This is a genomic window from Nostoc sp. FACHB-110 (assembly GCF_014697425.1).
Classification (GTDB): domain Bacteria; phylum Cyanobacteriota; class Cyanobacteriia; order Cyanobacteriales; family Nostocaceae; genus Nostoc_B.
On record NZ_JACJRU010000074.1, the window covers coordinates 1 to 12874 of the forward strand.

10 protein-coding genes, 1 pseudogene and 1 CRISPR repeat array are annotated in these 12874 nt (G+C 41.2%); of the genes and pseudogenes, 6 read left to right on the top strand and 5 right to left on the bottom strand.

All coding sequences use genetic code 11. The features are described from left to right. Positions 1–172, top strand: a pseudogene (locus tag H6G69_RS32815) (transposase); the annotation flags it as partial. A gap of 64 nt (positions 173–236) precedes the next feature. Further along, a CRISPR array of direct repeats spans positions 237–1908; the repeat unit is 31 nt; unit sequence CTTGCGGGGAAATTGGGTTTGGAAACGAAAC. 338 nt (positions 1909–2246) lie between these two features. Here H6G69_RS32815 and H6G69_RS32820 read toward each other — a convergent pair. Together H6G69_RS32820 and H6G69_RS32825 are read right to left on the bottom strand one after the other, a co-directional pair. Next, positions 2247–3713, bottom strand: a complete 1467-nt coding sequence (locus H6G69_RS32820) for a pitrilysin family protein (RefSeq protein WP_242072266.1) — start codon at positions 3711–3713, stop codon at positions 2247–2249. 66 nt (positions 3714–3779) lie between these two features. Beyond that, positions 3780–5408: a pitrilysin family protein gene (locus H6G69_RS32825; RefSeq protein ID WP_190693861.1), complete on the bottom strand. Its 1629-nt coding sequence runs from the start codon at positions 5406–5408 to the stop codon at positions 3780–3782. 150 nt (positions 5409–5558) lie between these two features. On the opposite strand from H6G69_RS32825, the gene H6G69_RS32830 reads away from it, so the two are divergent. After that, entirely contained in the window at positions 5559–6173 is a 615-nt protein-coding gene (locus H6G69_RS32830; RefSeq protein ID WP_190693863.1) for a TetR/AcrR family transcriptional regulator, read from the top strand. Positions 6174–6439: 266 nt separating this feature from the next. Here the strand turns inward: H6G69_RS32830 and tnpA are convergent, their stop codons facing one another. Continuing rightward, positions 6440–6847: an IS200/IS605 family transposase gene (tnpA, locus tag H6G69_RS32835; protein ID WP_190693865.1), complete on the bottom strand. Its 408-nt coding sequence runs from the start codon at positions 6845–6847 to the stop codon at positions 6440–6442. A 126-nt stretch (positions 6848–6973) separates the two neighbouring features. On the opposite strand from tnpA, the gene H6G69_RS32840 reads away from it, so the two are divergent. Together H6G69_RS32840 and H6G69_RS32845 are read left to right on the top strand one after the other, a co-directional pair. Beyond that, entirely contained in the window at positions 6974–8179 is a 1206-nt protein-coding gene (locus tag H6G69_RS32840; protein WP_190693867.1) for an RNA-guided endonuclease TnpB family protein, read from the top strand. A gap of 50 nt (positions 8180–8229) precedes the next feature. Further along, positions 8230–9132 carry an ABC transporter ATP-binding protein gene (locus tag H6G69_RS32845; protein ID WP_190693869.1) on the top strand — a complete coding sequence of 301 codons (903 nt, stop codon included), beginning with the start codon at positions 8230–8232 and terminating at the stop codon, positions 9130–9132. 2 nt (positions 9133–9134) lie between these two features. Here H6G69_RS32845 and H6G69_RS32850 read toward each other — a convergent pair whose 3' ends face one another. After that, a complete protein-coding gene (locus H6G69_RS32850) occupies positions 9135–9815 on the bottom strand; it encodes a tetratricopeptide repeat protein (RefSeq protein ID WP_190693871.1) in 681 nt (226 codons plus the stop codon). A gap of 772 nt (positions 9816–10587) precedes the next feature. Between H6G69_RS32850 and H6G69_RS32855 the strand changes: the two genes are divergently transcribed. Further along, positions 10588–10914 carry a YbjQ family protein gene (locus H6G69_RS32855; RefSeq protein ID WP_190693872.1) on the top strand — a complete coding sequence of 109 codons (327 nt, stop codon included), beginning with the start codon at positions 10588–10590 and terminating at the stop codon, positions 10912–10914. 335 nt (positions 10915–11249) lie between these two features. After that, complete coding sequence (locus tag H6G69_RS32860) at positions 11250–11882, top strand: hypothetical protein (protein WP_190693874.1); 633 nt, start codon at positions 11250–11252, stop codon at positions 11880–11882. Between the two features lie 135 nt (positions 11883–12017). Here H6G69_RS32860 and H6G69_RS32865 read toward each other — a convergent pair whose 3' ends face one another. Then, positions 12018–12596, bottom strand: a complete 579-nt coding sequence (locus H6G69_RS32865; protein ID WP_190693876.1) for a hypothetical protein — start codon at positions 12594–12596, stop codon at positions 12018–12020. Positions 12597–12874: the final 278 nt, after the last annotated feature.

Here is a 12874-nt window from a genome sequence, read left to right on the forward strand (position 1 = left end):
AAATTGTTAATGCTTTGAAAGGTGTTTCTAGTCGCAGGTATGGACAAGCCGGATACAAGAAACCCCACAAAGAAGCCTTGTGGAGTCCTAGTTAGGGCTTGCTGTATCCTTAGGGGGTGCGCCATTAGAGATCCTAAAGGAGTACATCAGAAACCAAGAAAAGCCGTCGTAGAACGACGGGGCTTGTATCCCATTCTTTTGGTCAATGCTTTAGTTAACTGAAAGAAAATTTTTCAGTCCCCTTGCGGGGAAATTGGGTTTGGAAACCTTAATTGACCAGTTCGACTATCAAGATTATTTTGAAGCGTTTCAGTCCCCTTGCGGGGAAATTGGGTTTGGAAACGAAACGGCTTATCATTTGGGAGAATAGCACAAAAAAGCCGGTTTCAGTCCCCTTGCGGGGAAATTGGGTTTGGAAACGAAACTTTCCCCATGTGGGAGATATGCCCTCGTCTACTGGTAGTCCCCTTGCGGGGAAATTGGGTTTGGAAACGAAACCCTAAGAAACCGCCAAAGGAATTAGTCATATTAGTTGGATATCTTGCGGGGAAATTGGGTTTGGAAACGAAACCTCATAGGTCATCTGATACCAGTGTGCTAAGTTACGTAATATCTTGCGGGGAAATTGGGTTTGGAAACGAAACCTGGTGTGGATGCACCACAGATGACGTTATGTTGTTCAATATCTTGCGGGGAAATTGGGTTTGGAAACGAAACCCCCGTTGTACCATTCGTCTGATACACGGTGTAGATGAGCTCAATATCTTGCGGGGAAATTGGGTTTGGAAACGAAACTCTAGTATCGGCAGTCCTCTGTCGATAGTGCTGACTCAGCAATATCTTGCGGGGAAATTGGGTTTGGAAACGAAACCACATTCTTCAGAGAACAATCTTTCTCGCTCTAGGTCAATATCTTGCGGGGAAATTGGGTTTGGAAACGAAACTTAGAACTCTGGGTAGTCTTCTGTGGTTTCCTCTTCTTCGCAATATCTTGCGGGGAAATTGGGTTTGGAAACGAAACTTGTAGTCAGCCCTTCGCTGAGAGCATTATTAGCCGCAATATCTTGCGGGGAAATTGGGTTTGGAAACGAAACTAATCCCTAGCTGTTTGCACCAATTAATGAGTTCAACAATATCTTGCGGGGAAATTGGGTTTGGAAACGAAACTCTCTTTTATAGTCGTACCAATATGACTACTTTGGTATCAATATCTTGCGGGGAAATTGGGTTTGGAAACGAAACTTGATGCCCAGATTAATGCTGAATACGCCAATGAAAGTCAATATCTTGCGGGGAAATTGGGTTTGGAAACGAAACTACAGTAGATATCATCGGCAGTCATCCGAGTGCCTAAACACAATATCTTGCGGGGAAATTGGGTTTGGAAACGAAACCTGCCAGCGATTGGGCGCGTCTGCCGCAATTATGCAATATCTTGCGGGGAAATTGGGTTTGGAAACGAAACCAGTGTGCCACCCCCCTGCCCCTTTATACCCTTGGCCAATATCTTGCGGGGAAATTGGGTTTGGAAACGAAACGGGTCGCTATCCTCTATGTTTATTTCAATTGGGAAATTGGCCAATATCTTGCGGGGAAATTGGGTTTGGAAACGAAACGCACCGTTTGTCGCGTTAGTTTTTTGTCGTTGGTGATCAATATCTTGCGGGGAAATTGGGTTTGGAAACGAAACTTTAACGCTGGTGGTAAATTCGAGTTCCCCGTTGTCACAATATCTTGCGGGGAAATTGGGTTTGGAAACGAAACTCAGTTGGTTTGTTCTGAAGATGGAGCTTTACAGCCAATATCTTGCGGGGAAATTGGGTTTGGAAACGAAACAAACTCTTCAACTCTTAACTCCTAAGTTGTATAACCAATATCTTGCGGGGAAATTGGGTTTGGAAACGAAACTGCTCGGTGCTGAAACTGTTACAGAGACAGCTTCCTGGGAAGCATTTTGACGAATCTCAAAAAAAGGTCGATTTCAGCCGCTATAGTTGCGACTAATTCTCAACTTCCCTAATAGTTGAAACGCTGCAATTATTACATTGTCATGGTTCTGGCGATTTTGACAAATCCCCCAGGTTTTTTGACCCCGCTTCGGTTTGTCAATCATCAAGCTGATATAGAAATCATACGCGCATTACGGAAGATTGTCGATAGTAATTGGGAATTGCTACATCTAAACCTTATTTAAGTAGAGACGTTGTATGGCAACATCTCTACAGAAATTAATTCTTAGCTTGTGGTTATACGCCAGGAATTGTTACATCTATGGGTGTTACTTGTTTGGCTAACCCTGTTAATGGTGGTTGAATTGTGGTTTGATTCCCTACAACTAAAGTTACTAAGTTGTCTGGTTTGAGATATTGTTTGGCTACGCGTTGCACATCTGCTGCTGTGGTAGCGGCGACGGCTTTTTGATAGCGAAACAAAAAGTCTGCGGGGTAGCCGTAATATTCATAGCGCATCAACCGCGATAAGGTTTGGGCAGGGTCTTGAAAGTTGAAGACGAAAGAATTTAAGGTAGATTCTTTGGCAAAAGCTAATTCTTGGGGGGAAACTGGTTGCGCTTGAATGCGTTTAATTTCCGCTTGTAAGGATTTGACAAACTGCACGGTAGCATCAGAACGGGTTTGTCCGCCAGCTAAGAAAATTCCCGGATAGTCAAAGCGGGGACTCCAGTAACCATATACAGAGTAAGCTAAACCTTGACGCGATCGCACTTCATTAAATAAACGTCCACCAAACCCATTGAACACGCCATTCAATACATCCAAGGCAGCATAATCAGGACTATCGAATTTGCCGCCCAAATGTCCTATCAGCACGCTACTTTGAGTTAACTGTGGCTGGTTGACAAAAAATACACCACTAGTATTTGCGGCTTTGACTTCTGGGAGTTGGGGTTTAGTAATTTTGGGGTTACGTTGCCAATTGCCTAACTTCGCTTGAATGAGCGATCGCATTTTTTTCGAGTCAAAATCCCCGACAATGCCCAAAATTATATTATTGGGGTGAAAATATCGCTGGTAGAACTGTACCAAATCATCACGCTGAATCTTCTCGAGCGTGGCATATTCCACCGTCCGCGCGTAGGGGCTTTCTTTGCCATAAATCAATTTGCGAAATTCTCGCGTGGCTATATCATCAGGATCATCATTACGCCGGGCAATGCCACCTTTTTCTTGTGTTTTCGCTAAATCCAGCTTTTCTGGGGCAAAAACTGGCTCTCGTAACACTTCGGCAAACAGCCCAAATACCGTGTCCAAATCTTCTGTCAATGCTTCAAAGCTGGCACTACCGGAACCCTCACCAATGCCAGTTTCTACAGAGGCAGCCCGTTGTTCTAAAATTTCGTTGAGTTCATCTGGCGAATGCTTTTTCGTCCCGCCAGTCCGCATCACAGTACCTGTCAAATCAGCTAACCCAACTTTTTCACCTGGTTCCCAACGGCTACCTGTACGCACTAACGCTGTACCGCTAACTAACGGTAGTTCATGATCCTCCATTAAATAGACAACCATACCGTTATTTAAGACATACCGCTCATACTTGGGTAACTTGACTGGGGGTAGCGGTGGTAGTTGTAATTGGGTGTAATGCTTGGCTTGGGCTGTCGCCGCTAGAGAAAAGCTAAAAGTAGCAAGGAAAAAGGCAAAAGCCATCATTAAGGCATATATCAGCCTTTTGCTAGGGAAAATGGAAACTTTCATCTGCCTTTTAACCTTTACCATGTACCTGTGCATATCTATCATTTATCTCCTGTCTAGGCGGTTTACTCATCCTTGTTTTGACAACAGCTTGCCAATGGTGCGATTTTCTGGCGTAAATGTTGCCTTTGCCACTCGCTGAATATCAGCCGGAGTCACCGCCGCAATTTGGTCTAATTGCTTAAACAAGTTTTGCCAAGAGCCAGTTTTGACTTCATATGCCAACAACAACTGCGCCATGCCCATATTAGAGTCGAGGCTGCGTAATAAACCTGCTCTGGCTTGGGTTTTGACGCGCTGTAACTCAACATCTGTGACAGGTTGAGTTTTTAAGCTGTCAATTTCTTGACGTAAAGCTGTCGCTAATTCATCAACCGTATGACCGGGAGCCGTCAGGGTGTAAAATAGCATGAGATTGGGATATTTATCCCCAGGAAATCCGCTATAACCTTGAGCAGTTAAAGCTAAACGCTGTTTTTCGACTAAAGATTTATACAGGCGAGATGTTCGACCATCGCTCAACAAACTACCGATAATTTCATAAATTGCATTATCAGGATGGCTAATTGCGGGACGGTGATAACCTTCTAAATACCAAGGTTGAGAAGGTAATTCTAGAGATACTTCGCGTGTTTGGGTTTGTTTGGGTTCGACGGGAAGTTTTGATTGCGGTTTAGTTTTGGCTGCAAAGCGTCCGAAGTAAATTTGCGCTAGGCGTTTTACTTCATTAGGGTTGACATCACCGACCACTGCGATCGCAATATTACTAGGTACGTAGTAAGCATCATAAAACTTCTGCACATCTGCGGGTGTTAAATTGCGAATATCTTGGTCATAACCAATTACAGGCCGTCTGTAGGGATGAACTTGATAAGCCGTATCGCTAAATTTCTCCACCATTTGCCCAATTGGGGAATTTTCTACCCGTAAACGGCGCTCTTCCAAAATCACATCTTTTTCTTTATAAAACTCTCGACTGAGTACAGGTTCAAGAAATCTCTCCGACTCTAACGACATCCAAAGTTCTAATTTATTTGATGGGAAACTGTAAAAATAACGCGTCGCTTCTGTAGAAGTATTGGCATTTAAGCCTACCCCTCCGGCTTGTTCGACAATTTGTCCCAATTCATTTTGCTTAACAAGCTTGGCGGCTTGCGCTTCTACTTGTTTAAATTCAGCTTCTAACCGCGCAACTTCATCTTTTTTATTGTCGGCTTTGGCAGTTCTAATTTGATTGTCCAACTGCTCTAAGCGTTCTAGTAAAGGTTTTTCAGCTTTGTAATCTTTAGTACCAATCCGAGTTGTGCCTTTAAAAGCTAAATGTTCGAGAAAGTGGGCTACGCCTGTTTTGCCGTCTGGCTCATCCACCCCACCAACATCAGCGTAGGTAAGAAAAGAAACCACAGGAGCTTGATGGCGTTCTAAAACAATGAACTTCATGCCATTATCCAGGCGAAACTGAGTCAATTGCTTAACCACCCGATCCAAATAAGGTTGAATCGAACTTTCAGCAGGTGGAGTTGGTTGTACTGTCCTGGTGGGTGCAGGTGCAGTTTGGGTTTGCGCTAGCACAACCTTTGGCAAAGTTCCCCAAACTAAGCTGGTAATGATCAAAAACGTAATAAACAGCCGAGACAGTTTGACAAATGCTTGATTTGACCAATTTAAAACTGCTCGTGGGCTACTTCTATGATTCATAAGCAACAATTAAGTAAAATTCCCTTACCTGAGAAACAGGTGAATAAATCGACAGGGCGTTAATCTTGTATTAAGCTTTTTATGCTTTTTGTACTCGACGTTAGACAATAATGCTACAAATCCTGTTCCGGATATCTGACAGTAATTGTTATGCGAGTTTTTAATTCCCCCCCTCCTTCTGAAGCTCAAACACGTACCCGTATTTTACAAGCGGCAAGGCGGTTGTTTGCCTCGCAAGGATTTGAAGGTACTACCACCCGTGACTTAGCACAAGCCGCTGGGGTAGCAGAGGGTACGCTATTCCGCCATTTTCCTAATAAAAAGGCGATTTTGGTGGAAGTAGCGACAGGTGGCTGGGTGGAGATTTTAACAGATTTGCTGACAGAATTGAGCGAAATGGGCAGCTATAAAGCTGTGGCTCAAGTTATGCGTCGCCGGATGTGGAATTTCCAAAAAAATGCTGATTTGATGCGGGTGTGCTTTATGGAAGTGCAGTTTCACCCTGATTTACGCGATCGCATTCAATTAGAAGTGATCAATAAAATGACCGATGTCGCTGAAGCATTCTTCCAAACGGCAATGGATAAAGGCATTTATCGGCAAACAGATGCCAAATTAGTTGCTAAAGTCTTCCTCGGAATGTTTGCGATCGCTGGTTTTTCTAACAATACTCTCATGGAACCCGACGCATCTCCTCAAGAAATGCAGCACATGGCTGAAGGACTCGCTGACATATTTCTTAACGGAGTGCTAGCAAAGGAATAAGCAGGGGAGCAGGGGGCAAAAAGCCAAATTTGGCTCATTTTCTTCGTCAACTGGTATCAGTACTTGGCAAGAAAATCCCCAAAATTGGTCTAATCAAAAAAAACCTGCCCCTGCGGTCTCAATTTGCTTTCTTATATGCTTAACTTCAGTTCCCTATGCTTCCCACAGCAATGGTAGTCTATCTTAATAGAGCAATTCATCTCCCGTTAAGTCTGCGACTGTAACGGGAGATGAATTGCGACCAATATAAAACTGAGCGCAGCGAATCATTGTTTTGGTTGTTCTTGGTTCTCAACGTAATTTTTTAATTGCTCAACTGTGACACCCCCGCAACTAGCTACAAAATACGCACCAGTCCAAAAATAAGGTTTGTTGTAGAAGTATTTTTTAGCTAACCAGGGAAACTCTTTGCGAATTAATCTACTGCTCACTGTTTTGATATTTCCAATGAGTGTTGAGAGGGGGTTATCAGGCTTGTAGTCAATCAATAAGTGTACATGGTCTGTTTCGCCATTAAATTCCAATAGCTCACAATCCCATTTTTTGAGAGTGTCCGTGATTATTTCTTTGAGTCTGTTTAGTATTTCAGTGTTAATAGCTTTCCTGCGGTATTTTACGACTAAAACAATATGAGCGTTAAGTTTGTAAACAGACCTAAAACCGTGATTATACATATATTGACAAGGCGTAGCGGTAAGTAGTATATTACCACCGGCAGTTGTACCCCTGCGGGGAAGCAAGCTACATGGGGGAAGCCCCCAAGACCACACTGCCTCACTAGTTTCGCACAACTTATATTGATGTTAGATGTATTAAAGGTCAGAATTTATCCAAATAAAGAGCAAGAGATATCTTTAGCTAAGAGCTTCGGGTGTTCTCGCTTTGTTTGGAATTTCTACCTCAACAAAACTAATACTCAATATCAAGAAACTGGGAAGGGAATGACTTACTGCCAAATGGCAAAAGACCTAACTCAGTTGAAGAAACTGCCTGATCATGGATGGTTACAAGAACCAACTGCTGCTGTTCTGCAACAATCGCTAATAAATCTGGAAACTGCATTTAAGAATTTCTTTTCAAAACGTACTGGATTCCCTAAGTTCAAAAGCAAACATTCCAAGCAATCAATTCGATTTCCTGAAAGTTGCTCAATTAAAAGTGGTAATTTAAAGCTCCCCAAGCTTGGATTAGTAAAAGCCAGTTTCTCTAAAAGTGTCAATGGCAAAATCAAATCCGTAACTGTTTCTAAGACAAGTACAGATAAATATTTTGCGGCGATACTGTTCGAGACTGACGAGTTGACCACAGCCAAAACCGGGAAGATATCAGGAATTGATTTAGGCTTGAATAGCCTAGTAACTGTTTTTGACGGTGAAAACTGCTACAAAATTGCTCCAATTAAACCTACTAGAAAATATGCTAAACGACTAAGAATTAGACAAAAATCTTTATCTCGCAAAGTTAAAGGATCTAACAATAGGCGTAAAGCAGTTAAAGTAGTCGCAAAAGTCCACGAAAAAATCTCTAATACAAGGGCCAATTTTCTCCATAAACTCTCACGAAAGTTAGTTGACGATAACCAAGTCATAGTAGCTGAGAATCTTTGTGTTCAAGGATTAGCACGTACCAAGTTAGCGGTGGGAATTCATGATGCGGGTTTTGGTATGCTGCTTAATTTCATCAGTTACAAACTGGATAGAGAGGGAGGTAAATTTGTTCAAGTTGACAGATTCTTTCCCAGTTCAAAGCTTTGTTCATGCTGCGGTCATAAGAATGATTTGCTGAATTTAAGTATCCGTGAGTGGATTTGTTCAAGTTGCCAAACAACCCATGATAGGGATGAAAATGCCTCACGGAACTTGAGGGCAGAAGGAATAAAGATACTGTCAACAAATACGGTAGGACATACCGAACTTCAAGCTTGTGGAGAAGCAGTAAGACTCGTTGGTACTTGTGCCAAAAAGCGTGTTTCACAGAAGCAAGAATCTCCCGCTACATTGCGTTAGCAATTAGCGGTGAGAGTGTCAAGTGATGAACTAATCTCAGTAAGATATCCATGACTGCTGCTGTTCTGCTAGATAATGTTTACAAGTTTTATAACAAAGTCCCTGTAGTCAATGATTTATCATTTGCGATCGCACCAGGGGAAATATTTGCTCTACTAGGCCCTAACGGCGCAGGTAAATCAACCACAATTCGGATGTTGACTACACTCACCAAGCCATCCCAAGGAAACATTCAAGTAGCTGGTTATGATGTTGTCAAACAACCAATACAAGCGAAAAAGAGTATTGGTGTAGTATTACAGCAAATCAGTGTAGATGGCGATTTAAGCGTCTGGGAAAGTATGGAACTGCATGGGCGGCTACATCATATAGCCAACCCACAGCGACAAAGACTGATTAATCAGTGGTTAGAGTATGTTGAACTAGCAGACAGAAGAGATGATATAGTCAAAACTCTGTCTGGGGGGATGAAACGACGGTTGCAGATAGCCAGAGCTTTACTACACCGACCGCAAATTTTATTTTTGGATGAACCGACAGTTGGACTAGACCCACAAACTAGAAGGCGGCTTTGGGAAATTATTCGGGATTTGAATAAGCAAGGAATGACAATGTTATTGACGACTCATTATATGGATGAGGTCGAGTATCTATGCGGAGCATTTGAATCTGCTCAACCAGGACGCATCGGTATTATGGATGGTGGTAAGCTTATTTCTTTGGGAACCCTGCAACAGTTACGTTCTACGCACGGTGAAGGTCTAGTAATGAAACAAGTGGGTGTTACCGATGCAAATAATGACAGCGCTCGACGCTGGGAATATTTATTTTTTCCTTCTTTAGAAGCAGCTAACACCTATCTCAATCAACAGCCCGATAAAACTGGAATGATGGTGCGTCCCTCAAATTTAGAAGATATATTTGTGGAACTCACAGGACGACAGCTAGATTAATATTAGCCGCCTAATTCCCGCAGCATAGCTTCTACTCTGTCAACTCCATCTATGTTGTTTTGTTGTTGATACAAACCACGCGCTTTTTGCAACAAAGTATTTGCCTGTTTTGTCTGGTGGCGTTGTTTATACATTGCCGCCATAAACTCATAAATTTGGGGATTGTTACGATCTATGCTGATAGCTTGTTCATAAGCCCAATTAGCTGCTTCATAATCTCCTAAACGGGCTTGGGTAACGCCTAATCCGATGTAGGCATTTATATTGTTGCGATTGAGTTGAATAGCTCGACGATAGGCATCTCTAGACCCTTTAGTATCACCTAAATTGCCTTTGATGTAACCTACAGCATAAAAAAAATCACTATTGTTAGGGTCAAGTCCAAGTGCGCGCCGATAAGCAATTAACGCCGCCGGAAAATTTCCTTGTTGAGCGTACAAGTAACCCATTCCCGAATGGACTTTGGCATTTTTTGGATCAAGGGATGCTGCTCTTTGATAGATGGCGATCGCTCCGTTATAATCACCAGCATCAACTAACCTGCGTCCTTCCTCAAATAGTTCTTTTACTTCTGGACTTTTTGCTTGTGCAACTACAACCTGAGCCTGAGCCATCACCGGAATCATAGCAGCACTACATCCTAATGACAGAACACTAACTACGAGTGATATGCGTTTGTACACAGTAAATTTCCTGAACTTATAGTGAACTTTTTTTTCTTGTACATTAAAACAAATATATTGGTTTTTGAAAACTGTATTTATTCTCTTTTACAAAATATTAATAATTTGTAAACTCAAAAGTCATCTAGGATTCATATGAAATTAATGAAAAATCCTCTCTTTTGGCGATGCCTTCTTTTCTAATTCTTTCTTCCTCTTCTCTATCACTACTAGTAGTTTAAAAATCAAATAATATTGCCAGAGTTTCTACGGAATTATAGCTCTATCAGTATTGCTGCTTAAGTATACTCCACATCGCGGTCAATTTGTTAGCCATAGCACATCTATTTTTTTTGCAAAGTGCTTATATTCCTATTTATACAGGTTTTAATTGGAAAATTTGTATAGATAATTACTATCTAAATCTAGCTAACAATCAATTTATCTGCTGTAGTCATTTTTTAAATTACCTATTCAGCCTATCTAATTTTTTCAGCATTGATATATTCCTTAATTTAGGAAATATACATGGTTTTTCAGTTGGACGTAGTACCCCTTTTAAGGAGAGAAACTAGAGGTGCTTAAGCTAGAGGCTAGAAAGTAGATGAAATAGGTAATATATCATCAAAGTATTATGTATTTATTAGCCGTTATATTAAAATCAATAAAATTCATCGCCAAAAATATCTAAAAATATCTATGACTTTGGAAATGCACCTCAAGATTTATATGTTTGTAAAATAAAATCAGAGTTATCAGTTGTTATATTATTTACTATCTTTGAGGGCAATTTATGATTTTAACTACCACAGATGTGATTCAAGGAGCGGTGATTGATTCCTATTTAGGTATAGTGACTGCAGAAGTTGTCTACGGCAGCAATTTCTTACGGGATTTTTTGGCCAGCATTCGGGATGTAATTGGTGGACGCACTGGTAGCTACGAACGCTTATTTGAAGAAGGTCAAAGAAAAGCCATAGCCGAGTTAGAGCAACGAGCGCAGCGCCTAGGAGCCAATGCAGTAATTGGGATTGAAATTGATACGGGTACAATTAATGTCGATCAATCAGGAGTGTTAATGCTGATTACTGCCACAGGAACGGCCGTGAGAATGCGTTAACTTTCCAACTTCCAGGCATAAACTTTTGATAAAAGTTGGAAAATAGCTAATAGGTAACATTTTCTGGATAATTACCTATTAGTTATTAATTTGAATTTCGCTAAAGTTAAGTTGAAAAAATTGCCCTAGATATTTAAAACTTAAAAAAAATTAAAATATCGAGATTGTTGCAATTAAATAGGCAATTCTTAATTTAATATTTATTCTTACTCAAGGTAGATTAACTAACTCTTTCTGTTGATAGATATTAAAAAGTGAAAAGAGCAATTTAATTTTAAGCGTAAGCACAAAATATAGTGAAAACTTTACTTAAAAAGTAAGGGAGAAAATAAACTATGTCATACGTAAATCGCACAGGTGATGATATTGCTGCTGAACCTGCGGTAGTAGGTAGAGCGGCCGAATATCATGACCGCGTTCGCTGGGGGCCTATAATTTCTGGTGTGTTAATTGCCTTAGCTACTCAATTAATCTTGAGTGCTTTCTTTGCAGCCATCGGTGCAGGTAGAGTAGCAGATTCAGGAGCGCCCAGAACAATAGCACCTGATGTGGCTGGTAATGTAGGAATTTGGTCAACTGTAGCATTATTGCTTTCTTTATTCATTGGTGGTTGGATAACGAGCCGTGCTTGCGGCCCGATGAATCGTAATACGGCTTTGCTCAATGGGGCAATTTTGTGGGCTACTACTTTAGCACTTAGCTCTTGGTTGCTCGCCAGTGGTGTATCTGGTGCTTTTGGTATTGCTGCTTCTAACGCTGGGGAAGTGATTAACCAAGTACAACAAGGTGGCGCAGCTATTCCCCAAAACGTACCTAATGTCACTGCTCAACAAACTCGTGATGCTGCTGCTGCCACTTCTAGAGCGTTATGGTGGTTTGTACTCGGTTCTTTATTAAGTTTAGCCGCTTCATTAATAGGTGCTGTTGCTGGAGTACGTAGTCCGAGGACTAATACTTATCGGACTTAAAAGATTTCTGAACACTTGAATTTCCTGATTATGAAAAAGCACCTGGATGTAGGTGCTTTTTATTTTTTAAATATTAATTTTTGTATTTTCCTCTGCCGATGAATCCTATGGATGTATGAGTTGCAAAGGGATGGTTCAGTCTGGAAAAGCCAACCCAGTGCGGGGATCGCGGATATACAATCCTAGGGTGAGACTACGTATAACTTCATCCCACACAGGTGTTAGCTGCTCTGCTTGATCTACCCAATAATCAAATGTAATTAAGCATTGCACATTTGAGCCTAAACCAATACAAATACGCGAATAAGCCTCTCTTGGTTCTGCTTGGGTATCAATAAACTTAATTTCTGCCCAGACAATTCTTGCTGTTTGACGCTGAACCGTATAAATTTTACTCTTCTCAATTACATTACGGCTGTCTTCATCGATGACTTTTCTTAAGGTACGTTTTAAAGGAAACTCACTCCAGTCATTAGGAGGTAGTTGATTAAAAGATACCTCCAAACAACAATCATCTTTAGGCGGTTTTTGATCGAGAAATTTAAACGATTTCTCTTGTGGCTCAAAAACCCAATTTTGAGGAACATTGAAGCGAACAGCCCCTCGATTAGCGACAAAAATTTTGTAACCTGATGGTGATTCCCAACGATGATCAGGTTTTAGTTCAAGTGTTTCTTTAATCCACCGCAGATTGCTTTTTTTACCCTTTGCCATAATATTTTCGTAAATCTACTGAATAACCCCAAGTTATGGGAAATAGTTGTGGCTTTGGAAAATTAGTTTAACTAGCTTTACTCATTACTAGCTGAAAAACCTACACTTGTAAGACCCTGCACCCTGCGTCTTTGATGATAGGTCTTTTACCGAACACGATATCATACATAACTGCTCCGAAAAACTTACTTAAACTTACTCAAAGAAAGTTGATTGGGTTAACGTTTTCTTCTTGCTTCGTCCAAGGTAGACGGCTACTTCTTGTCCACAAGCGATTC

Coding starts and splice junctions, on each gene's coding strand:
- H6G69_RS32820 (WP_242072266.1), bottom strand. CDS start 3,713: ATGAAAGTTTCCATTTTCCCTAGCAAAAGGCTGATATATGCCTTAATG.
- H6G69_RS32825 (WP_190693861.1), bottom strand. CDS start 5,408: ATGAATCATAGAAGTAGCCCACGAGCAGTTTTAAATTGGTCAAATCAA.
- H6G69_RS32830 (WP_190693863.1), top strand. CDS start 5,559: ATGCGAGTTTTTAATTCCCCCCCTCCTTCTGAAGCTCAAACACGTACC.
- tnpA (WP_190693865.1), bottom strand. CDS start 6,847: ATGTATAATCACGGTTTTAGGTCTGTTTACAAACTTAACGCTCATATT.
- H6G69_RS32840 (WP_190693867.1), top strand. CDS start 6,974: ATGTTAGATGTATTAAAGGTCAGAATTTATCCAAATAAAGAGCAAGAG.
- H6G69_RS32845 (WP_190693869.1), top strand. CDS start 8,230: ATGACTGCTGCTGTTCTGCTAGATAATGTTTACAAGTTTTATAACAAA.
- H6G69_RS32855 (WP_190693872.1), top strand. CDS start 10,588: ATGATTTTAACTACCACAGATGTGATTCAAGGAGCGGTGATTGATTCC.
- H6G69_RS32860 (WP_190693874.1), top strand. CDS start 11,250: ATGTCATACGTAAATCGCACAGGTGATGATATTGCTGCTGAACCTGCG.
- H6G69_RS32865 (WP_190693876.1), bottom strand. CDS start 12,596: ATGGCAAAGGGTAAAAAAAGCAATCTGCGGTGGATTAAAGAAACACTT.